The sequence below is a fragment of the Providencia sp. UF-224 genome (assembly GCF_058245955.1).
The window spans coordinates 1-21,481 of sequence record NZ_JBSICC010000038.1 but is presented as its reverse complement, the minus strand read 5'-3'; the positions used below and the strand labels follow the sequence as shown (position 1 = coordinate 21,481).

21 protein-coding genes and 2 pseudogenes are annotated in these 21,481 nt (G+C 40.1%); 12 read left to right on the top strand and 11 right to left on the bottom strand.

All coding sequences use genetic code 11. The features are described 5' to 3' along the window. Positions 1–390: 390 nt before the first annotated feature. From ptuB to AC4IFO_RS20840, 4 genes and pseudogenes are all read right to left on the bottom strand, one after another. Positions 391–1,041 (bottom strand): retron Ec78 anti-phage system effector HNH endonuclease PtuB, encoded by a 651-nt coding sequence (gene ptuB, locus AC4IFO_RS20855; protein WP_490737299.1) that lies wholly within the window; start codon positions 1,039–1,041, stop codon positions 391–393. A 2-nt stretch (positions 1,042–1,043) separates the two neighbouring features. Then, positions 1,044–2,696, bottom strand: a complete 1,653-nt coding sequence (gene ptuA / locus AC4IFO_RS20850; RefSeq protein ID WP_490737297.1) for a retron Ec78 anti-phage system effector ATPase PtuA — start codon at positions 2,694–2,696, stop codon at positions 1,044–1,046. Further along, positions 2,693–3,628, bottom strand: a complete 936-nt coding sequence (locus AC4IFO_RS20845; RefSeq protein WP_490737295.1) for a retron St85 family RNA-directed DNA polymerase — start codon at positions 3,626–3,628, stop codon at positions 2,693–2,695. Before AC4IFO_RS20845 ends, ptuA begins: the two co-directional genes overlap by 4 nt. Before the next feature lie 475 nt (positions 3,629–4,103). Continuing rightward, positions 4,104–4,334 (bottom strand): annotated as a pseudogene (locus AC4IFO_RS20840) (transposase); the annotation flags it as partial. Between the two features lie 226 nt (positions 4,335–4,560). Here AC4IFO_RS20840 and AC4IFO_RS20835 point away from each other — a divergent pair. Next, positions 4,561–5,355, top strand: a complete 795-nt coding sequence (locus AC4IFO_RS20835; RefSeq protein ID WP_490737293.1) for a hypothetical protein — start codon at positions 4,561–4,563, stop codon at positions 5,353–5,355. 739 nt (positions 5,356–6,094) lie between these two features. Then, the gene (locus AC4IFO_RS20830) at positions 6,095–6,373 is read left to right on the top strand and encodes a VF530 family protein (RefSeq protein ID WP_490737291.1); all 279 of its coding nucleotides are present in this window, start codon (positions 6,095–6,097) and stop codon (positions 6,371–6,373) included. 284 nt (positions 6,374–6,657) lie between these two features. Here AC4IFO_RS20830 and AC4IFO_RS20825 read toward each other — a convergent pair whose 3' ends face one another. Both AC4IFO_RS20825 and AC4IFO_RS20820 read right to left on the bottom strand, forming a co-directional pair. Continuing rightward, a complete protein-coding gene (locus tag AC4IFO_RS20825) occupies positions 6,658–7,413 on the bottom strand; it encodes an alpha/beta fold hydrolase (protein ID WP_490737289.1) in 756 nt (251 codons plus the stop codon). A 38-nt stretch (positions 7,414–7,451) separates the two neighbouring features. Continuing rightward, on the bottom strand, positions 7,452–8,483 hold the full coding sequence (locus AC4IFO_RS20820; RefSeq protein ID WP_490737287.1) for an MDR family NADP-dependent oxidoreductase: 1,032 nt from the start codon (positions 8,481–8,483) through the stop codon (positions 7,452–7,454). Between the two features lie 86 nt (positions 8,484–8,569). Here AC4IFO_RS20820 and AC4IFO_RS20815 point away from each other — a divergent pair, with 86 nt between their 5' ends. From AC4IFO_RS20815 to AC4IFO_RS20795, 5 genes are all read left to right on the top strand, one after another. Next, entirely contained in the window at positions 8,570–9,202 is a 633-nt protein-coding gene (locus tag AC4IFO_RS20815; protein ID WP_490737285.1) for a TetR/AcrR family transcriptional regulator, read from the top strand. A gap of 183 nt (positions 9,203–9,385) precedes the next feature. After that, positions 9,386–10,048: an alanyl-tRNA editing protein gene (locus AC4IFO_RS20810; protein ID WP_490737283.1), complete on the top strand. Its 663-nt coding sequence runs from the start codon at positions 9,386–9,388 to the stop codon at positions 10,046–10,048. A gap of 219 nt (positions 10,049–10,267) precedes the next feature. Further along, on the top strand, positions 10,268–10,837 hold the full coding sequence (locus tag AC4IFO_RS20805) for a TetR/AcrR family transcriptional regulator (protein WP_490737281.1): 570 nt from the start codon (positions 10,268–10,270) through the stop codon (positions 10,835–10,837). A gap of 105 nt (positions 10,838–10,942) precedes the next feature. Continuing rightward, positions 10,943–11,875 (top strand): SDR family NAD(P)-dependent oxidoreductase, encoded by a 933-nt coding sequence (locus AC4IFO_RS20800; RefSeq protein ID WP_490737279.1) that lies wholly within the window; start codon positions 10,943–10,945, stop codon positions 11,873–11,875. Positions 11,876–11,991: 116 nt separating this feature from the next. Further along, the gene (locus AC4IFO_RS20795) at positions 11,992–13,116 is read left to right on the top strand and encodes an MBL fold metallo-hydrolase (protein WP_490737277.1); all 1,125 of its coding nucleotides are present in this window, start codon (positions 11,992–11,994) and stop codon (positions 13,114–13,116) included. A 32-nt stretch (positions 13,117–13,148) separates the two neighbouring features. On the opposite strand, the gene AC4IFO_RS20790 is transcribed toward AC4IFO_RS20795, so the two are convergent. Then, entirely contained in the window at positions 13,149–14,048 is a 900-nt protein-coding gene (locus AC4IFO_RS20790) for a LysR family transcriptional regulator (protein ID WP_490737275.1), read from the bottom strand. Positions 14,049–14,159: 111 nt separating this feature from the next. On the opposite strand from AC4IFO_RS20790, the gene AC4IFO_RS20785 reads away from it, so the two are divergent. From AC4IFO_RS20785 to AC4IFO_RS20775, 3 genes are all read left to right on the top strand, one after another. After that, entirely contained in the window at positions 14,160–14,483 is a 324-nt protein-coding gene (locus tag AC4IFO_RS20785; RefSeq protein WP_490737273.1) for a nuclear transport factor 2 family protein, read from the top strand. After that, positions 14,483–15,265: an SDR family oxidoreductase gene (locus AC4IFO_RS20780; protein ID WP_490737271.1), complete on the top strand. Its 783-nt coding sequence runs from the start codon at positions 14,483–14,485 to the stop codon at positions 15,263–15,265. The genes AC4IFO_RS20785 and AC4IFO_RS20780 overlap by 1 nt, the downstream gene beginning before the upstream one ends. 293 nt (positions 15,266–15,558) lie before the next feature. Continuing rightward, positions 15,559–16,650: a porin gene (locus AC4IFO_RS20775; protein ID WP_490737269.1), complete on the top strand. Its 1,092-nt coding sequence runs from the start codon at positions 15,559–15,561 to the stop codon at positions 16,648–16,650. A 60-nt stretch (positions 16,651–16,710) separates the two neighbouring features. On the opposite strand, the gene AC4IFO_RS20770 is transcribed toward AC4IFO_RS20775, so the two are convergent. Together AC4IFO_RS20770 and AC4IFO_RS20765 are read right to left on the bottom strand one after the other, a co-directional pair. Then, entirely contained in the window at positions 16,711–17,283 is a 573-nt protein-coding gene (locus AC4IFO_RS20770; protein WP_490737267.1) for a hypothetical protein, read from the bottom strand. A gap of 261 nt (positions 17,284–17,544) precedes the next feature. After that, positions 17,545–18,279, bottom strand: a complete 735-nt coding sequence (locus tag AC4IFO_RS20765) for a DsbA family protein (RefSeq protein WP_490737265.1) — start codon at positions 18,277–18,279, stop codon at positions 17,545–17,547. A 225-nt stretch (positions 18,280–18,504) separates the two neighbouring features. Here AC4IFO_RS20765 and AC4IFO_RS20760 point away from each other — a divergent pair, with 225 nt between their 5' ends. Both AC4IFO_RS20760 and AC4IFO_RS20755 read left to right on the top strand, forming a co-directional pair. Next, the gene (locus AC4IFO_RS20760; RefSeq protein WP_490737263.1) at positions 18,505–19,005 is read left to right on the top strand and encodes a DUF2938 domain-containing protein; all 501 of its coding nucleotides are present in this window, start codon (positions 18,505–18,507) and stop codon (positions 19,003–19,005) included. A gap of 230 nt (positions 19,006–19,235) precedes the next feature. Next, on the top strand, positions 19,236–19,700 hold the full coding sequence (locus tag AC4IFO_RS20755) for a MarR family winged helix-turn-helix transcriptional regulator (RefSeq protein ID WP_219247909.1): 465 nt from the start codon (positions 19,236–19,238) through the stop codon (positions 19,698–19,700). 45 nt (positions 19,701–19,745) lie between these two features. Here the strand turns inward: AC4IFO_RS20755 and AC4IFO_RS20750 are convergent, their stop codons facing one another. Both AC4IFO_RS20750 and AC4IFO_RS20745 read right to left on the bottom strand, forming a co-directional pair. Next, positions 19,746–21,359, bottom strand: coding sequence for an AMP-binding protein (locus AC4IFO_RS20750; RefSeq protein WP_490737260.1), 1,614 nt, complete (start codon positions 21,357–21,359; stop codon positions 19,746–19,748). Positions 21,360–21,388: 29 nt separating this feature from the next. Then, positions 21,389–21,481: pseudogene (locus tag AC4IFO_RS20745) on the bottom strand (Asp/Glu racemase); the annotation flags it as partial.

Below are 21,481 nucleotides of genomic sequence, written 5' to 3'. Positions count from 1 at the left end.
ACGAAGCTAAAAAGAACCAACACGATTAACCAGCCAAAACGCTGGATTTTTTCATTTTATACTTAGGTTCGCATAATGCATATTATGTTAAATAACCTGTGATGGTTAATAAGTTCATAAGTCACATCCACGTTACGATAAATCAATACGTTAGTAATTTCTGACTTCCCTCTCGTTTCTTGCGTTAGGTTCAGAATACATTTCCTTCATATCCATGCTAATCATGAGGTCAATTTTGTGTATTCACTAAATCAGTTGGTTATCTCGGGTTGCAAACGGCAATGGATCCTGAGGTAGCTAGTCGTATATAAATATAATGTCAGCCAGTCCGGATGCAACTCTTTAATGAAGTTCAGTACTCTCTGTTTTCTAGCTATCGAAATTTTGGGGTTATGCGAACTCTTGATTGGAAGTCCATGCATGTCTTAGCGCCGTTTTGAATTCATCAGACTCTATCTTTCCGAGCTCATCTCTGAGCATTTCATTCCAGTCATCTTCTTCAAACTCTTCGAATAGAGAATACAAATATTCGACATTAGGCATGATTGCTTGCACTGCAGTTCTGCGACTACCAAGCAACTTTATGTCACCGTTCAGGTTAAAAACACGGATAGTTTCTTGCGCTTTTTTAAGCGCTCTCCCCGTGACTCCGATAGCCGGTACAACCTCTCCGGTAGTGAGAAATAGAAGATAGTCTTCAGGGTTTTCTTCATCAGGTTTTATTAGGTCATCAGCATTGTAGGCGCCAGCACCATTATCCTTATATATACCACAACGTGACCACCCGCCACTTTTTTTGGAGTCACCACAAGAACCAAACAGATTATTCCAGATAAACGTCAGAGCAGGAAACTTTCCCCTTGGCCTAAAATGCTCAATATGACATCTATTCAACCGGCACTCACAATAGGCACAAAATCCACCCTGCATTTCAGTTAATTTCGGCCATACCGTAGACTGATCAATCTCCATCCAGTCATTTTGACCGGCAGTATACTGATCCAGAATCTCCGGTTTTTCTAGGCGAGCTAACTCTTTCATTCCTATTTTCCCTTCTCGGCCCTTATCTTGTTTATTTTATTCTTCATCTTATTAATGCGAATAAGGCTGTCTGCTTTCTTCAACTCAGCACTATCGATACCAAAGTGCTCCTTTATTTGGTCGTAAAGCACCTGAGACTGGTTATCAAGTTCTCCCGAATTATCTAAAAGCAATAGCTCAAATTTACCTAACCAATGAGATTCCGCAATACCAGGCGGTGTAGGATGTACGTTCATTACCTGCTCAAGAATTTGAGCATTCTCACTTCCCTTTGTTTGCATATCGGGAGAATCAAGGTATGATTGGTCGCTATCATTATTGGGATCAAACTCACGAATACAGCGTTTCTCAATAGTAGAAAGAACAATGGGACTGTGTGTTGTAATAATAAATTGAATGTTAGGGAATGCACTGCGCAGGTTCAGGATAACTTCCTGTTGCCACTTAGGATGAAGGTGAAGTTCTATTTCATCAATTAAAACAATTCCACGTCCCTCTAATGGATTTTCCAGTAGGGGATTCAGCATAACCATTCTTCGCGCAAGATCGGCCACTAACGACAGAAATACTCGCTGCCCGTCAGACAATTGGTCAATAGTGACATCATGCCCATCATTGGTAACTTTGACTAAATCAGAACCCGTCATCATTTCAACCCATATATTGCTGATACTAGGGACAACCGAGCAGATTGCTTTCTCAACAATACTTTTTTGAACAGACTCAGTTAACATTTTCGAGGAAACCGCAGCATCATTTCTTTCTGTAGCTTCACTAAGCTTTATCTTCATCTGTTCCAGAAGTGATTTTACCGAAACCATACCGTCATCAACGGAGCGCTGTAAGTCATTAACCTGTTGTTCAAGTTCTTTAATTGAACTTGAGATATCTGATACAGTACGCTTATGCAGGTAAACGTACCACTCAACGAAATGATCGAAACGACCAGCGCCACCGAGCGCTTGACTATAGGCATCAAAGCGCTCTTCTCTGCGTCCGGTATTATCTTTTGTGTTGCGGTTAAAGGGTTGTGATCGCTCAACGTTGTAAAGAGCAAACGTCGGCAAGTTGATCGTCTTCACCTCATTGATGACTCGCCATATATCAGCTAAATCTCTGGCAGGCTTAACCTCGCTGTCCCGCCTTTCTGCTGTACCAAGGGCTGAGCGTGACAATCTAATCGGCACACTCTTAAGTCCTTTGCCAAAGAAGAAAGTGCTACTGACATCTGAATACCTGTCTTCAGCGTCATTTTTTATGTCAGTCAGTTCGCTTAACCTTTGTCCACTACCGCCTTCCTTCAGGATGTTCGCGACGAACCAACTCAGCGTTTTTGCAATCGCATATAAGATGCTTGTCTTCCCTTTACCATTGTTGCCAATAATGACTGTCAGATCTTCTTCGAGTTTGATTTCCAGAAGAGAGAAACGGCGAAAGTCCTTTAACGTCAGTCGGCGAAGATAGAACGCATTATCTGGACGAAATATTCCTGACTCATCAACATGTCCATCCTGAATGTAATCCCTGCAGATTTCGAACCACTCATCCACCAATATTTCACCCAGACTAGGCACTTCATCAGTATTACGTTGGTAAAGTTCAAATGCTGACAATAAATTTCCACCCTTTGCTTTTCTTTCATATTGTTTGGTCATCTCTGTCCTCTCAGGCGCTCCATGAGTTCTAATGAGTATTTTTCGTTCATCCGTGTGATGAACCCGGGCTCAATATGGTTGGCAAATGCTAACAGCCCTGTCAGATAAGCTTTATCCTCATTATCAAGGAGTCCATACTTATACTGGTTAATCAGATGCTTGATAAATCTTTTTCTATCGCGTCCTAGTGACAGTGTCTCTTCATTATTTATTGTTACACCAGTCACATGCCGGTTATGTGCTTTTGATGAGAAAACCGTTTTGCTGTGATTAAGTCTGAGCGCGCTTCCGAATAAATTCTTCAGTAACGCCTCAAGTGTTGAAGGAACTGCTTTCAGTACATCAGGGATATTAGACGAGAACGTGAGGTCGTCTGCATAGCGTGTGTATGTTATCTCCACCTTCTTGCAAGCCGCATGAATTCGATTATCGAACTCATACATACAAAAATTGGATATGACTGGTGAAGAAGGCGCACCAACACTCAATATCAATTTGGTTTTGCGACGCTTTATCGGTTGCCAGAAAAGGATCTTTTCAATAAAAATCTTATCCAGAGGTTCAAATTGAGGTGTCTGCACAGATGACATTTCAATGCACCGCCAAAAAATTGCCGGTGTAATTGAGTTAAAAAAATCCTCCAGATCCGCCTTTAGGAGATACTGGTTGCCAGCATGTGCTGCAGCATTATCACGAATTCCCTTCCCTTTCATATAGGCCATTGAAGCATCATGAACAGGGAAGCTATAGAGCTGAACAAAAGCTCGTTGGATATCTTTTAGCCCTTTGGCAGGCTGGGCAATGACTCTAAATCCCGTCGTACGCTTAGGGATTTTGTAAACTTTGTACTTTCTCGGGGCGGTCACAAGAAAGGTGCTGATATCAGAGTCACTTTGACGTAAAACCGAAGCTAATCCATGAATAACAGACATAACAGTACCTGAAAATGGCCCGGCGCGTTTGCGCCGGGCTTCACTCTTTACTAGAGGAAGCGAAAGTGTCGCAACCCGAGAGAGGAACGATCTCGGGTTGCGACACTTTCGCAACCCTTAATACGTTCAATAAGTTAGAGTCTGGCTAATCACCCGACTAGACGTAACCGTCCAACGCTAAAGAGTATTTAAATCTTATCGCAAACAGCCATATTTAACAACTCGACATGACCGGTCCATTGTAGTGGTCAACTAAAACTCAGTGATTGGATAAGCAGCTCATGAAATGCAAACACTATCGGCTTAACACATAATAGTAACCTATGTACATAGTTTACTATTATCGAAAGTAGGTCAATAATGTAGAGCTAAGCAACTTTGGAGCAAAGGTGAGCAGGTCAGTTCTGTCGAATTGTTCGTTGCACCATAAACAAAAAGGAGAGCCTGTCAGTAATTCTGTGTAACTGCCCATTCGTTAAAAGTGGTCGTCCAGGCGTTCAGCGAACTCGATAATAAAACGACTCATCGCCAGCCGCCAGTTCTGGATCGGCATACTCCATTTTTTCGAGGCATCCTTTATCGCCAGATAAATAACCTTCCGTACCGAGTCATCTGTCGGGAACACTTTGCGTTTCGTGATAGCAGCCCAGATCACGCTGTTCAGCGATTCGATAGCGTTTGTTGTGTAGATGGCCTTGCGGATATTTATCGTCCCAGACTTCTGCGAACGCTTCCAGCGTTATCATGTCGCAAGTGACTACGCGGACATGGCGCAGTGACGAAATTTTATTCACCTTCAGACTATCGATGTGCTGCATGAGCTGGATAACAGGAATGATGTCAGGTTTCAGGTGTAACATAGTATTGCAATTGTGTTTTAATTATAATAATTTTGCTGAAACATATGTCTGAGATAGGGAACAATCGTAGTTATGGAAAATGTTAAACAGTCTGCACCACCTCCTGATTTTGTTGTCGAGGCAATGGGTGAATATGTTGAAAAATATATTGCGGCTATAAATTTTATACCACGGGGTGATGATAGAGATCCTCCTGGCGACCACTGGGGCACTGGTTGGTTAGTTGAAGTGTGCAATAGTCCCCTTCTTGCAACTTGTGAGCATGTTGCAATTAAGCAATTACAAGGAACACTTGGTTACTCGTGTTATGGCTGTGAATACGGAATATCTGTAGGTGGAAAATTTACTCTTTATCCTTTTGAATTAGATTTTGCTCGTGCTGATATATCGGAAACCTTTAATCTGGTGGACCATAAAGGTGAATGCACGACAAAAGAACATTATGCTGATAGCCACTCCCCTGTTGCGGATGAATATCTCTATGTTTACGGATTTCCTGGCGCTGATGCTCAGGCAGGTTTCGGACAACACGAAATCCGGGGTATGGGCGTGTTTTTGCGTGAAGTTCTATTTGATCCAAGTGCTTTTACCGAGGCGCCTGTGCCAGTTTTAGGAAAACATATTTCTTGTGCCTGGAGTACAAATCTTGCTTCACCATTAATGGGAACGACCGGAAATTTATCTCTTCCAAATGGGATGAGTGGCTCACCCTTGTGGAATACAAGATATACCGAGATTACCAATGCAGGCGGTATATGGACCCCTTGTGATTCTCGCATTACAGGGATAGTATGGGGACATTCAGCAAAAATGACTCGGCTCTTTGCCACTCCAGTAGAGTCATTTAAAAATTTACTTTTTAAGTAAGAGAATCCTTTATCGAAATTGGTTTATCGAGTGACAAATCAATAATACAGTCTGGAGTGTACAAAATAGCCTTTTCAGGGCCTATTTTGATTTTTTGGCAGCTAGCAGTCCTGCGTGTTTCCTGCCCTTAGCTCTTCGATTACGCTGAATCATCGTTCCGCCACCAGACATGACCGGGATAAACTGTCTGGATTTCGCATCATACGCAAAAATCTGTCCGTCCTTCGCAGCAATCCCTGAATGGTTAAGATGTACATCCGCCGCATGAGTTTCTCCACGAAAAAACGCAGCATCTCTTACACGTATGGAGTGACGAATTGATGCTTGTACTGAGACTGCAGCAACACTTTTCCGGCTACCCTTCCATTCACCTGTCCACCTCCCCCTATCAGTGAATGCGCTAATATCGGCTCAAGGTATGCTGCAGAGCGCCAAAACCAATACCGGCATGTTGCCATCAGATGACAATAAGGTCGGTAAATATCACCTTTTTTCTTTTAGTTCATGAAGTTAGCTATGTTGCCAGTAGGGTTGTCAATTTAAATATTTATTTAAAACAACATGATACGGATGATTTTCCTCATGAACTGAATTCTCGTACAACATAAGTTAAATAGGATATTGCATTAATAATCGGCTACAGTGACTCAGGTATTGTGAGCTCCCTATTGACTTAGTCTCGTGTTCAGCTTATTTATATGCGCCAATGATAAGCTAGCCTCTGCTTCGGATATACCGTATGAATGAATATAAATCGAAAGACCCTCTACATGGCATTACACTAGAAATGCAAGTTATTGCATTGGTTGATAGATACGGCTGGAGCCAACTTGGGCGCACGATAAAAATAAATTGCTTTAATAAAGATCCAAGTATTAAATCGAGCTTAAAGTTTCTTCGTCGAACGCCTTGGGCAAGAGCTGAAGTTGAATTACTCTACCTGGATATGATAGAAAATAATTCGATTGATAATGCTGGCTCAGATTCTGATGACCCATGGCATAATTCACGGCGTTAAAAGATAAAATGGTATTGAGCTCAATAACCCAGCCACATAATACCGCATCTAAGAATGTGCCAAATAGTGCATCTACGATGTCAAAGAAATCAAATTCACAACCATACACTATCCGCACATCCATTTGGTGCTTGGGCTAAAAGCTAAGTTTGTCCATATCCATCTCAAAAGCAAACCTTCTTCCCATCAAATGCCCTAACCTATTATTTTTAAATCTATATTAGGGCATTTATTTTCATCTTGTTTTAAACCTAAAATAGCAAGAAAGATAATATCGAAATAACTTATTGATATTTAAGAAAACATTCAATAGACCCAACAAGCGAAAGAGGAGTCTCGTTCATCGGATAGTGACCAGCATTTTCGATAATATCAACAGTTGCATGGGGATAACGTCGAAGATAAGTTCTCGTCATTAATTCTGCATTGAATGTTGGGTCGTGCTCACCCACGAGTACTTTTACAGGATGTAAACCAATAATCTCATCGCTGAAATCAGTATCAGCCCACGAATGAAAATATGCAGAAAATGCTTCCAAAGAGGAATGCGATATCGAATACGCCGCTTTCCATTCGACCCAAGATGCAGGTAATCGACTACCAGTACTACGGTCTATAATGGTTTTTCGGTTGTCCAGTCGTTCTGCCGCATCTTCAAGTAAGCGGCGCGTTGGAATATCGTACGAAATACCACCACAAGGAACGGGAGCAACAGCTACGAGTGCCCGCACTCGATTAGGTGCGAGTATTGCAATCCGCTCGATCACCATCCCTCCCATGGAGTGGCCAATCAAGCTAAAATTGTAAAAGCCGAGAGCATCAGCAAGTTTTAATGCATCGGAGGCAATCTCATCGATGGTGTAGGCTCCGCGCATTTCTTTCATCCCCCCGTATCCGCGATAATCCATGAACACATAACTGAATGCATCTCCATTCAACCAAGGTTCAATTTGTTCGAACGAGTGTGCATCACCGAACCAGCCATGAAGTACGAGGATGGGATGCGGGCCGTTTCCTACGCGATGATATGTGTTAATCATATTAACTCCAATGTGAAAAAAAATGGATGGCTTCAGTTTTATAGCTCAACGAGGACCACACCTTTAAGGCGACCAGCACAGGCTTCCTGCAAGGCAAAAATCGAATTTTCTATTCCCTTGAAGGTGACGGATGGGAGATGAATGCGCCCTTCACGCTTCCATGTCTTCAGATCCTGCAACCAAAATTCAAATGCATCGGGTGAATGATCCGCACTAAAACCACGTAATGTCATGTCTTTGAAAATGAGTTGAAAGCTATCCAAGGTAACTGGTGCTTGCAAAGACGCCTTTTCTGCGTTCAACTCAGCGGTTAGTGCCCCAAGCAGAACGCCACGAGCACCATTATTAGCCAGCTGGATGGCAGCTGATAGCTGTTCACCACCCACCATATCTACGATGACATCAATACCTTCAGGTGCCGCTTTCGCCAGTTGCTCGATCATTGAGCCACCGTCGCGGGTGACGACGGCATCGTAACTCAATTTTTCTTGCATCCATCTGGCCTTGTTGAAACTACTCGTACTGCCAACTACTCGTGTCGCACCAAGGATCCTTGCTATCTGCCCTGCCATCGAGCCTATGGCTCCTGCTCCACTGGAAACGAATACAGTATCGCCTTTTTTCACCTGTACACCTCGAGTCAATGCTGCATAGGCTGTCCAGCCATGACCGAGATAAGCTGCAGGATCAGGTTCACGGCAGTCGATAAGCTTGCAATCTTGCTCGTGAACCACTGCATATTTTCGCCAACCAAACGGATGCATGACAAGGCTACCAACAGGTAGACAGCTTGCTGCTCCAGCTTGGACAACCTCTCCAATTGCGCCATCCGCCAAAGTATCTCCAGGGTTAAGTGGTGGGAATGGAATTCCTTCAGCAGCCTTTGCATCTTCCTGTGCCATCAACCTTGTTGATATAGATACACGGAACCAACGATTGCGAATGATGACTTCATGAGGTTTGGGCGCAGGAATGGGTGTTTCCATAATGGTAAAATCGTCGGGGTGAATTTCCCCTTGTACATGACGTATGAGTTTAACTTCGCGATTATTGGTTGAACTTGTAAACATGACGGACACTCCATAAGAATAAGTTTGCTCTTTCTGGTAAAATCCAAAATATGAGCATTTGCTTATATTAATAATAGAGGTCGTATATGGCTACTCGCATTCCTACAGGCCATCGCGTGATGCGCAAATCCCCTAAACAACTGCGTTCGCAGGTCACGGTGGAAATTATCGTTGAAGCCGGTGCTCGCGTTTTAGCTCATAAAGGCTGGGCTAATTTTACAACTAATGAGGTAGCACGTACCGCAGGCGTCAGTATTGGATCACTGTACCAATATTTTCCAAATAACTTGGCGATTGCTGAAGCTATTCGAAAACGGCATCTCGATGAAATTCTACGCGTGCTTCCTGATATCAAAGAACAAGAAGAAACGGTTTCTCTCGAACAACATATTGGTCAGTTAATTGATGGACTTATTGCACTTCATTCGACTAACCAAAATCTGCATCGCGTTCTGATCCATGAAGTTCCGCTTGCTCCAAGGGAGTTTTATGAAACTTTTGAGCGTGAGTATCATCGTCGCTATGAAGTCATCATCCGAGCGGCAGCGCCGTCAAATGATACTAAAACTGACTACTTAGTCGCAGCACGTATTCTTGCAGATGCCTTGGAAGGCATTGTCCATTCAGCCTCTCGTCGGAATGAACTGACGTCACCGGTTATAAAAAAAGAAATGATGAAGATGATAATGTCTTATCTCTCGTTGCAAGAGAGTAGCTAAACGCCTCTGGGGAAAGGCAGTCAAAAATAATGGTAGTGTTGTTAGTGCGATACTGAGTTCAAATTCTAGACAATTTTCTTGAGATTCATTACATTGAATTAGCATAGTTTTTCGTTACCTATTTGTATTCATGGGTCTGAATCATGTTCAATGCCCTTTCCTCAAAGAAGCAAGAGTAATACGATGACAATTAAAACATTTTGGCTAGATCCCTATGCAACATCACATACCACACAAGTTAAAAATGTCGTTGGCAATGACATTGAATTAAATTCAACAATTTTCTTCGCTTTTTCTGGCGGGCAAGAAAGTGATGAAGGCTCTATAGGTGGTTACCCTGTGATTGCGGCTAAAAAAACAGCATTAAGTATTACCTATACACTACCAGAAGGCCATCAGCTAGAAGTTGGGCAATCGGTAGAAGTGCTGATTAATGGAGAACGACGCCAACGTCTTATGCGTCTTCATTTTGCGGCAGAGCTTGTGCTTGAACTGTTTTATAAAACATACGGAGACATCACAAAAATTGGTGCGCATATTAGCCAAGACAAGTCTCGAATTGATTTTTTCTGGCCAGAAAGTATCACAAATATCCTTCCTGACTTAGCAACAAAGGCCAATGAAATTATACTTGAAGATCATCAAATTCAAACAGGGTTTGATGATGAACCTAATGAACGTAGATACTGGAAAATTGAAGGGTTTTCAAAAGTCCCTTGTGGCGGTACACACGTCAAATCTACCGCGGAGATTGGTACCATTCGGTTAAAGAGAGTGAATATTGGCAAAGGAAAAGAACGAGTAGAAATCTATCTTGATGATACAACAGCTAAGATTAGCTGCTGAACACTTTACATAATCCCGACAAAGAGATTTATAAAAAATCTCTTTAAATAAAGCGTTTAACAATGAAATACCATATGCGGTTAAAACGACTTCCTCTATTCTTAATAAACTACACAAGCCCCCTTTCGCAAAATTAATACACAAAGTTATTGCACAAATCTCAGCTAAGAATATAATTGAGTGATTAGTCAGTCATTAACTATTTTCTTTGGAGGCTCTATGGCTCGCCCACTGAGTACACAAAAACAGCTGGCATTGATCGATGCTACGATAGACATACTTGCTGAAAATGGTTTATCAGCAACCACGGCCAGTATTGCAAAAAAAGCTAAAGTCGCTGTTGGCACCCTTTTCACTTACTTCCCGACTAAGGAACAACTCTTTAATGAGGTTTATCTCATTTTAAAAAATGATATGGCAGATTTGTTAGTTGCTGATTATCCAAGAGAATCAGATATTCATGCTCAAATTAAGCATGTTTGGTTAGGATATACCCAATGGTCTCTAAAAAATCCGAATGGAAAGCGAGTCCTTAGGTTACTTTCAGTCTCCGAGTTACTCACCTCAGATACCTTATCAAAAACACCTGAAACCCTCGTTTTAGTTGATCAAATGTTTACTCAGGCGATTCAAGATAACTTACTCATTTCAAATGAAAAAGATTTTATTTATAACCTTTTTCAAAATATCTCAGATGCCACAAGCGAACAGATTGAGAAACAACCTGATCGTAAAGATGCATTACTAGAACTCGGCTATGAAATTATGTGGAAAGCAATTTCAGCATAGAACTTATATTTAATATTTTTTAATTAATCGCAATTTGGCTGGCAATAAATATATTGCCATCTCTTTTGCTCGACCTTTTTTTGCCTTTAAATAAGGAACTCACTCATGAGAATTAAAACACAGTTTGGTTTCAATAGCTGCGCAGACGAAGTTATTCATGGTATCGATTTAACGGGTAAAAATGCGATTGTCACAGGGGCAGCTTCGGGTATTGGCTTTGAAACAGCTCGAACTTTGGCAAATAATGGTGCATCAGTTACCTTGGCGGTTAGAAATATTGATGCAGGAAAACAAGCTGCATTAGAAATTGTAAAATCAACGGGTAATGAAAATATTCATGTTGCCTATCTTGATTTAGCAAATAAAGATTCTATTCGTGATTTCACATCAACATGGTCAGACCCTTTACACATTCTGATTAATAATGCAGGCGTAATGGCAATGCCAGAAACACGGACTGAAGAAGGTTGGGAAGCTCAGTTTGCCATTAATTATATTGGTCATTTCTTGTTAACTAATGGATTATATCTTGCGCTAAAAAAAGCAAACGGCGCACGAGTTGTTGTAGTGAGTTCTTCCGCACATCACTTCAGCCCTGTTATATTTGATGATATTCATTACCATATCCGCCCCTATGATCCTTGGAGTGCTTATGGTCAATCTAAGACAGCCTTAATTTTATTTGCTGTAGAAGCGACCCGTCGCTGGGCAAAAGACAATATATTGACTAATGCGGTGATGCCTGGCGCGATTAAATCTAATTTGCAACGCTACTCAGGTGAGTTACCCGTTCCTGAACATCTTTGGAAAACCCCACAGCAAGGGGCCGCAACCTCAGTTCTCGTTGCAACCTTGCCAACCTTAGAGAATATTGGTGGGCGTTATTTTGCTGATTGTAATGAAGCTGAGCTAATCACTCACACTAGCGGTGATAGGATGACTGAATTTTCCGTAGTAGCTGGCTGGGCATTGGATGCAAATAATGCTCAGCGATTATGGGAAACAACGCAAGCGTTATTAGCGCCGTCTAATATCTAACGTAAATTCTCATAAATTTAAAAAATTCTTATTTGAATTTAACTATTAATTAATCATGCTATGGGTCAATAAAATAGGCGTAAATATCGCTTACTAGCTACTGCTACGTCTATTTTTTGGCTTTAGAAATACAGTTTAATCATATGATATTGAAGAATAAAACTATGTTCATATTTATTGTTGGTTTATTAATTGTGCTTGCTATTGGGTGCACAGTTTTTTCTCGCACCTTCCCTCAATACATTGCAAGCCCTAATTATAATCAGGACAAAAAAGGATTTGTTAATCCTCAACAATTACGTAGTGTCACCATCAGTGATGGTGCTACTGGCTTATTTAAAATGCTTGGTGGAGAAAGCCAATATAAACCTAAAATAAAGTTTCCAATGCACAAACCAGAATGGCCATTATTTCTCAAGGATGATGGCACAAATCGTTTTATATGGTTCGGTCATTCGGCATTATTAATGCGAGTTAATCAACAAACTATTGCTGTTGACCCCGTTATTGGCGCTTCAGTATCACCACTCGTTATTAATATGCGTCGCTTTCAAGCCCCTGCTGCCGTGGTTGAAGAATGGCCGCAAACAGATATCGTTTTAATCTCACATAATCATTATGACCACTTTGAAGAGGATACATTGCGTAAGCTTGGGCAGCAAAATGCACGCTTTATTGTTCCCCTTGGTTTAGGTGAATATCTCAAACCTCTTGATATTAACGAAAGGAATATCATAGAGTTAGATTGGTGGCAAACCGCTACTGTCGATGAAAACCACTACACCTTAGTGCCCGCCCTTCATAACTCTGGACGCAGTTTGACAGACAGCAATAAAAGTTTTTGGGGGGGATATATTATTCAAGATCCCAACGAGACCATTTATTACAGCGGAGATACTGCTTATGGCCCGCATTTCTCAGAGATTGCTAAAAAATTTCCTAATATAAGCATTGCGTTTATCGAAAATGGCCAATATGACAAGCGTTGGCCGGATGATCACATGTTCCCCAATTTAACAGCTCAAGCTGCATTTGATATTAATGCGCAGCGCATTGTGCCAGTCCACTGGGGAGCTTATGCTATGGCATTTCATCCATGGAATGAATCAGTGAGTGAGAGCATACCGATTATGCGGGATAAGGGCCTGAATCCACTCACGCCATATCAAGGTCAAGTATTTGACATTAAAACACAAAGCTCTGAGTGGTATTTAGAGAGCGAGCAAAATTTTGGAAAATAACAACTTCAATCAATTGATTGGCTGAAGTTTTCCTAACTATTATTGTATATTTCCCGAGCCATTGCTAAAAATGCGTTTATACCCGCTGACGGGTTTTTTCGGTTAGTATAATAGAGGGATAGACCTTCTCCAGCGGGTAACCAATCTTGTAAAACAGGAATGAGTTGCCCATTTTCTATTTCAGCGACAACATGTTTCTGCATAAAATATGCAAAGCCCATATTTTCTAATACCGCTATTTTAGCAGTATTAACCTCATCTACCGTAATCTGCCCCACCACATCAATTTGTGTAACGTCATTATTTTTTGCAAATTTCCATTTAAAAATAGAACCATCAGGTAGCCTAACACAGACACATTTGTGCTTCAAAAGGTCAACGGGAAGCCGCGGCTTACCATTTTGCTCAATGTACTGAGGTGTTGCGACAACGACGCTTTGAAGTTGTTGAGTCAATGGAACGGCTATCATATCTGAAGGGATCAGATGATGCGCTCGAATACCGAAATCAAATCCCTTTGCTGCAATGTCAATGAGTTTATCGTCAGTGACGAAATCAATCTGCATTTCAGGATAACGTTTAAGGAATTGAATCACTAAAGGGGAAAAGATTTCAGTTGCCGCAAATGAAGCCGAATTTATACGAATGATACCTGCGGGCCTTTCTCTTTGTGAACACACAACGTCTAGTGCATCCTGAATATCATTTAGTGCGGGTCCAACCTGAGAAACAAACAATAGCCCAGCTTCAGTCAAAGAAACACTGCGGGTCGTTCGATTAAATAAACGTACTCCCATTGATTCCTCTAATTTATTGATAGCATGACTTAATGCCGTTGATGACATATTCAGTTCTATTGCAGCAGCACGGAAGGATTTGTGTTTTGCAATTGCGATGACAGCTCGAAGGTCGTTTAGATTGGCTTTATTCATAATCCCGATTTTTTCATTAAAGCATCCCACATTATGTGGATTGTTACATCAATCGTCAATCTATACCATTTACTTATCTCACCCAACTAAGCATTAAAGCAGGACGATAAATTGAAACTACCTTTGCAAATTCAAACATATTTTAATACAGACAAAACAAATGATGTGGCGGCATTAGCTAATATTTTTACTGAAACATCCTGTGTTGAAGATGAAGGACAGCAATACCACGGGATTGAAGAGATCCAATCTTGGTGGACAACAACAAAAGCGCAATATCAACACCAGTTAGAATTTGTTGCCATCATAAGCACAGAGAACAATATCAATAAAACTCGCGTTAAAGTCACGAGTACCCTTGCACCTACCCCCATTATATTAACATTCGAATTTACTGTTAATGAAAGCTACATCACTAAACTAAGGATTTATTAATGGAAAATTTTATTTCATTTAAAAATAAACGCGTCTTGATCACGTCGGGTACTAAAGGTGCGGGAGCTGCATGCGTTAAGTTATTTCATGAGCTTGGGGCAAAAGTTTTAACCACAGCTCGAAACCAACCTGATAATTTACCGAAAGATATTTTATTTGTAGTAGCTGATCTTTCAACTGCTGAAGGTTGTGACATCGTCGCTAACGAAGTCAATAAATTATTTGGCGGAATTGATATTATTGTTCATATGTTAGGTGGTTCTAATGCGCCAGCAGGCGGGTTCCAAGTGCTACATGATAAAGAGTGGGTTAAGGAATTAAACTTAAATCTATTCCCTGCTATTCGACTAGATAGGCAATTGCTCCCTGCGATGATTGAACAAGGTGAAGGTGTTATTGTGCATGTCACATCGATTCAACGTGCAATTCCACTCCCTGAATCAACTACAGCGTATGCCGCTGCAAAAGCCGCATTAACGGTATACAGTAAAAGTTTGTCAAAAGAAGTATCGCCTAAAGGGATTCGAGTCGTTCAAGTTGCACCGGGATGGATTGAAACAGAGGCTTCAATCGCATTTATTGAACGTATCGCGGATAATGCAAAAACAGATTATGCAGGCGGCAAAAAAATAATTATGGACTCACTCGGTGGGATCCCTCTGGGCAGGCCGGCGACCCCTTTAGAGGTAGCAAATTTAATCGCCTTTGTTTCATCATCACGTGCTGCATCAATCACAGGAACAGAGTTTGTGATTGATGGTGGAACTATTCCGACTGTTTAGTCCTATTCAAAACGGTATGTTTAAAGGCATACCGTTAAAGTTTGTACTTTCCAACACAATATCCAAGCACACACAGCTTTTAATTCTCTAAATATGCCTATTTTATCATCTTGATAACACACTCATTATTAAGGTTAAAGTAGCATTTCATGCTCTATTGATATCTGAATGTCATTTTTTTTTACGAATTAAGGTTTGCTTAAAGTGTTTTTTACGGTTGATAATACCCCTGCGTAACTTATTTGCGTATTGATGATGTATTTCTATTAACATATTTTATGGGATTATCTCCAATGTACTTAAATAAATTAGCCGTATTTAGCACGGCATTAGTTGTGTCAACAACAGCCTATAGTGCTGAAGTTTATAACCACCAAGGCAACAAAATGGATGTTTACGGGCAAATTGATGTCCGTCATCATATTGCCAAGTCTAAAAGTGGTGAAGATGGCGATGACTCAAGAGTCCGTTTAGGCTTAAAAGGTGATACACAAATTACAGACCAGCTTATTGGTTTTGGCCGTTTTGAGTGGGAAACTGCGACGAATGAGTCTGAAAGTGCTAACAATAACCAAAACCGCTTAGCCTATGCAGGCCTGAAGTTAGGGGACTTTGGTTCCCTTGATTATGGTCGTAACTATGGTGTTATTTATGATACTAACGCATGGACTGATGTTCTGCCTTTATGGGGCGCGGATACGATGGATCAAGAAGATACGTTCATGACCAGCCGTAACCGTAACCTACTGACTTATCGTAATAACAATGGGTTTGGTTATATTGAAGGGTTAAACTTTGCACTTCAATATCAAGGCAAAAATGGCGACCAAAACTTATCTTCCAGCAATGATGTTTTGGATAATAATGGTGATGGTTATGGATTCTCAGCGGCCTATGAATTAGGTTACGGCGTCACGTTTGGTGGGGGTTATTCAAATTCAAAACGTACATCGAGCCAAAACAATATAGCGACTGGCGCAACCGGTAAACGTGCTGAAGCTTGGAATATTGGCAGTAAATTGGAGCTTGATGAATTTTATTTAGCTGCAATGTACGGCCAAGCTTTAAATACCACAAGATTTGGTTCTGATGATGAATCGGTTGCCAATAAAACAGAAAACTTAGAAGTTGTTGCACTATATTCTTTTGATTTTGGACTTACCCCATCCATTGGGTACAACCAATCTAAAGGTAAAAACTTAGGCACAAATGGTAATAAAGATTTAGTGAAATACATTGCGGTTGGTGCAGCGTATGACTTTAATAACAATATGACAGCGGTGATCGATTATAAAATCAACCTACTTAATGAAAATGGTTTCACACGTGATTATGGCATTAATACTGACAACGTATTAGGTTTAGGTTTGGTTTACCAATTCTAATGAAGTAAAAGATAGGATTAATCAATTTAGTCCTATCTTTTCGATTAATTTTAATTAGGGCTAACTTTTATATTTTTTATAGAAGTCGTTGCCACACATGGTCTTGGTGAATTCTTCGCTAACAGTCGCAATGGATACAGGTTTGTCTTTCGCGACATAAATAAAATCTTTTCTTATTTTATCTTCATCTTTTACTTCAGCAACTTTTCCATTAATAATTCTATCGGAGTCATAATTCACGCAATAACCGATAATATTAGATGATTTTTTATCTTTTACGGCTACCACTTCATTATATTTAAATTGATAACCTTGGTTAGACTCTGCTAATTCTTGTTTAGATTTTGAGCTAAAGGCAAATGGACTCGCGACACGATTAATCGCGTCAGGGTATTCTTTATCCATTTTTTTGCTAACAAATTGCTGGTCAGCCGTGGTTGATTTAGCATAAACAACCCCCTGCTGTGTTGCCTTGATGCTATATGCTTCCCAATCTTCCGATTCTTTAACAAATGGCATAGCGCCATCAAGTATATTAGCAAACTTGCCCCATGCATCATTGTTAGAACTGCAACCCGTAATTAATAGAGCTGAACCACTTAGTATACTGAGTAAAAGAGTCGTTTTTTTCATTTCTTTTCCTAATATGGAATATCATAAACAATGGAAACTCTAAATAAGAGTAAAAACCAAAGTATATGTAGGAAATAAAATATATTCAAATTTTTAAATATGCCATAAATCAACATACCTATGTGTATTTACTTATTAAGTTTAATTAAAAATTAATTACATAAGCTTATTCTTAAATTTTATTTTTATGTTTTAATAAAAAATCCCTATTTAAAAAATAAGGATAAATAAACAGTCAATATTGGGATGATTTACTTGTTGTTAATTCGTTTTACCGCTAATTAACGGTATAACGTTCTCTCGAATCAATTTTTCGACATATTCCGCTGGAAGATAACCACTCATGAAGGGATGTAACTGGCCATTAAATTCAAAACACACTGTTGGAAATGACCTGATGCCCCATTGGCGACAAAGTGTAAATTGTTTAGTTGTCTCTGATTTTGTCTGCGGGTCATTAAAGACTCTTTCAAATTCGCTAAAGGCGATTGAATATTTTTCGCATAAATCCTGATAGAACAAAATTTCTTTTGGATCTCCACCGAGTACATAAAACTTATATTGGATAGCTTTGAAAAAGCGATAAAGTTCTTCATGCTTTAAAAAATAACGTGCGGCATTAACAGCTCTACAGGCCGGTTCAGTGTCATATTCAAAATGTGCTCGCTCAAGTAATTTATGGGTGAATGGCTGCCCTGTTCGCTGTGCGACATGATCCCACTCATTCCTTAAAAATTGACGGAAGCTCGCATTCCATTCGTCGCCGCCTCCTGCCCTTAGCCCGCCTGTAATAATATTAAAATTAAAATTTAGTTTCTTACACAACCTTTCGAGTTCGGAAAACGTTTCAGAACCGCCCCAGCACCAAGAACACATGGGGTCACCAATATAGTAAAAAGACACTGTTGCAGATGTGCTTTCAAGCGGTGAAACTTGAGGTTGATCCGCGGGCAGATCACCGATTTGGCAAATACCTTTTTCTTTATCACAGTTCATATTCATATCCTTTTGACTTTAGCTGGTTATAATATCACCAACTAAAGGTAGTGACACTTAGTAGAAAGCCTATTATGACTAAGTTATACGAATTTTCGCACAATTGGCCTATCTTCTTATTAATAAATTGAAAGCACCTTTGCACCCTTGCTTTACTTTGTTTTCGCTATATTAACGTATCTCTATCACCCTATTAGACGTGTAACTTAACACTAAAGGGGAAAAATGACGTTATCTACATTATCTTTAATCATAATACTTGGCGTGGGCTCAACCATTGTCATGGATCTATGGGCACTACTTCTTAGGCTTTGCGGTCAGCAAACATTAAATTTTTCAATGGTTGGTCGCTGGGTTGGCCACATGGCTCATGGTCAATTTATACACCGTCCTTCCGTTGCTCAAAGTAAAAAAATCCCCGCAGAAAATGCATTGGGCTGGGTTGTGCACTATGCTATTGGCGTTGTTTTTGCTTTTATTTTTATCGTTATGTGTGGCGAAAGTTGGTTTCTTGCACCGACATTTTTGCCTGCTTTAATTTGGGGCATTATCACGGTTGTGGCTCCCTATTTCTTTATGCAACCCTGTATGGGAGCAGGTATCGCCGCGAGCAAAACCCCTAATCCGAACAAAGCCCGTTTAATGAGTTTGCTATCACACGGTGCATTTGGTCTTGGGATTTATTTTACTGGGTTGATTTTATTGCCATTTCTTGCTTACTTTTAATCTTTCCTATTGAGTTAGCAGTTTGATATTTTCATTCTGCTAACAAGCTCTTTTTCGCTTCATAAAATACGTCTTAACCTTTGCTCTTTATTTTATTTATTAATGGCATAAGTGATGTCATTAATTTAATATTAGATTCCCAATGGCGTTATTTATTGGCATAATAGCGAGATGACTAAATAATAAACAAGCACTGCAATTAACCTGCGTATTATCGAGAGTAAAAAACGATGGATGAAAACAAAAAAAATATCAGGCTATGGTTATATTTATTATCCACAGTAAAAATTATCGAATCCGAATTACAGCTACGCATGCGCAATAACTTTAATAGCTCATTATCTCGGTTTGATATTTTATCGCAATTAGAACGCAATCCTGAAGGTATCCGCATGGGTCTACTTTCTGAGTTGATTATCGTGACCGCTGGGAACATTACAGGCCTTGCAACGCGTCTTGAGAAAGATGGGCTAATTGTTCGTCTCCCTGACCCTGATGATCGCCGCGCTAGCATTATTAAAATAACGCAAACAGGCTTAGACTTATTTTATGAAATGAAAACTCAGCATCAAGCATGGATTAATGAATTGTTGGCTGGTATTAAATCGGAAGATAAAGAAATTTTAAGCAGTTTATTATCCAGCACCAAGTCAAAAGTAAATGACATTGTTCATCAACATCCTATTTTGAAATAAGGTTTAGCCGAAATAATCTATTTAGGATTATTTCGGCTTCGGTATTTATTCGAGTAATTTAAAGCGTTGAAGTTTACCTGTTGAAGTTTTAGGTAACTCATCGACAAATTTTACTGCCCTTGGATATTTATAAGGTGCAATTTTAGACTTCACATAATCTTGTAGCTCTTTAACTAAGCTATCTTCTGGTGTTATCCAGTCATTTAATACAATAAATGCACTGGCAATTTTACCTCTCGCTTCATCAGGAACCCCAATAACGACACATTCCTTTACTGCCGGATGAGTCAATAATACGGACTCTAACTCAGTTCCAGAAATATTGTACCCCGAGCTTACAATAATGCCGTCTGATCTATCTGAGAAATAGAAAAAACCATCCTCATCTTGTTTGAAAATATCCCCCGTAATATTCCACCCTTGTCGAACATAGTTTTTCTGTCTTTCATCGGCTAAATAACGGCAACCGGTTGGCCCTTTTACAGCTAACCAGCCTGGTTCACCATATGGCACTTCATCCATATTATTATCAACAATTTTAACTTGATAGCCATCTAATACCCGCCCTGTTGAGGCTCGACGATGGTTATCAATACTGTTGGAAATAAAAATATGCAGCATTTCCGTGCAACCAATGCCGTCCAAAATGGGGATCTGCGTTTTATTAATCCATGCATCATAAAGTACACCATGCAATGTTTCCCCTGCGGAAACGGCAACCCTTAATGAGGCTAATACATTTGGGTCTTTAATTTCATCAATCATCACTTTGTAGGCCGTTGGAACAGTAAAGCAAATGGTGACTTTATATTTTTCAATATATTCCAAGAACTGAATTGGTGTAAGTGGCCCCATTAATATTGACGTTGCACCAAAACGTAATGGAAAAATGGCTAAGCCCCCTAACCCGAAAGTAAAAGCAAGTGGCGATGCCCCCAAGATAATATCTTTGCTGTTTATCTTAAGGGTATTTTTTGCATAGTGATCGGCTATCGCTAAGATATCGCGATGAAAATGCATTGTGGCTTTAGGTTCCCCCGTAGAACCCGAGGTAAAACCTAATAAAGCAACGTCATCACGCCCTGTAAGTACTGCCTGAAAATTCACAGATTTTGTTTCAGCCGCTTGGTTTAATTCACCGACATTTTCTGCGCTACCATCAAAAGGAATAATGGTTTTTAGAAATTGACTCTCTTTTTGGCAATTTTCAATTTCATTCAATAAGCGCTTTTCACACAGGGAAAAATAAACTTCTGCTTTATTCACGACTTTACTGAGTTCAAGGCTTCGCAGCATAGGGTCGGTATTGATAACAACTGCACCCGCTTTGGTCGCGGCAAGCCAACATGCAACCATCATCGGGCTATTGGCAGAACGGATCAAAATGCGATTGCCCGGCATGACACCATAATCTTCAATCAGGCTTTGGGCGATTTGGTTTGTTAATTCAGTGAGTTTTTTATAGGTGAATTGATAATTATCACCAATCAATGCAAGTTTATCGCCATACCCTTGTTCAACCATTTTATCGGTTAATTCAACCGCAGCATTGATATATTCAGGGTATTCATTTCCTTCCAATAAAAACGTTGGCCACAAGGTTTGCGGTGGTAAATTATCACGTGTAAAGGTATCAATATGAACGGTTGAACCTAGCATTTTCAGTACCTCATGAATAAAATATTAGTTTAGTACTTCCCTGAGAGTAACGACCCAAACCCGTCAACACGTGTCTCTAAGCCCAGTTTTTTCAACATCATGTAAGTAGTCGCCACCGAAGA

Bases quoted from the DNA above. Each gene is read 5' to 3' on its own strand.
- ptuB (WP_490737299.1), bottom strand. From the start codon at position 1,041: ATGAAAGAGTTAGCTCGCCTAGAAAAACCGGAGATTCTGGATCAGTAT.
- ptuA (WP_490737297.1), bottom strand. From the start codon at position 2,696: ATGACCAAACAATATGAAAGAAAAGCAAAGGGTGGAAATTTATTGTCA.
- AC4IFO_RS20845 (WP_490737295.1), bottom strand. From the start codon at position 3,628: ATGTCTGTTATTCATGGATTAGCTTCGGTTTTACGTCAAAGTGACTCT.
- AC4IFO_RS20835 (WP_490737293.1), top strand. From the start codon at position 4,561: ATGGAAAATGTTAAACAGTCTGCACCACCTCCTGATTTTGTTGTCGAG.
- AC4IFO_RS20830 (WP_490737291.1), top strand. From the start codon at position 6,095: ATGAATGAATATAAATCGAAAGACCCTCTACATGGCATTACACTAGAA.
- AC4IFO_RS20825 (WP_490737289.1), bottom strand. From the start codon at position 7,413: ATGATTAACACATATCATCGCGTAGGAAACGGCCCGCATCCCATCCTC.
- AC4IFO_RS20820 (WP_490737287.1), bottom strand. From the start codon at position 8,483: ATGTTTACAAGTTCAACCAATAATCGCGAAGTTAAACTCATACGTCAT.
- AC4IFO_RS20815 (WP_490737285.1), top strand. From the start codon at position 8,570: ATGGCTACTCGCATTCCTACAGGCCATCGCGTGATGCGCAAATCCCCT.
- AC4IFO_RS20810 (WP_490737283.1), top strand. From the start codon at position 9,386: ATGACAATTAAAACATTTTGGCTAGATCCCTATGCAACATCACATACC.
- AC4IFO_RS20805 (WP_490737281.1), top strand. From the start codon at position 10,268: ATGGCTCGCCCACTGAGTACACAAAAACAGCTGGCATTGATCGATGCT.
- AC4IFO_RS20800 (WP_490737279.1), top strand. From the start codon at position 10,943: ATGAGAATTAAAACACAGTTTGGTTTCAATAGCTGCGCAGACGAAGTT.
- AC4IFO_RS20790 (WP_490737275.1), bottom strand. From the start codon at position 14,048: ATGAATAAAGCCAATCTAAACGACCTTCGAGCTGTCATCGCAATTGCA.
- AC4IFO_RS20780 (WP_490737271.1), top strand. From the start codon at position 14,483: ATGGAAAATTTTATTTCATTTAAAAATAAACGCGTCTTGATCACGTCG.
- AC4IFO_RS20775 (WP_490737269.1), top strand. From the start codon at position 15,559: ATGTACTTAAATAAATTAGCCGTATTTAGCACGGCATTAGTTGTGTCA.
- AC4IFO_RS20770 (WP_490737267.1), bottom strand. From the start codon at position 17,283: ATGAAAAAAACGACTCTTTTACTCAGTATACTAAGTGGTTCAGCTCTA.
- AC4IFO_RS20765 (WP_490737265.1), bottom strand. From the start codon at position 18,279: ATGAACTGTGATAAAGAAAAAGGTATTTGCCAAATCGGTGATCTGCCC.
- AC4IFO_RS20760 (WP_490737263.1), top strand. From the start codon at position 18,505: ATGACGTTATCTACATTATCTTTAATCATAATACTTGGCGTGGGCTCA.
- AC4IFO_RS20755 (WP_219247909.1), top strand. From the start codon at position 19,236: ATGGATGAAAACAAAAAAAATATCAGGCTATGGTTATATTTATTATCC.
- AC4IFO_RS20750 (WP_490737260.1), bottom strand. From the start codon at position 21,359: ATGCTAGGTTCAACCGTTCATATTGATACCTTTACACGTGATAATTTA.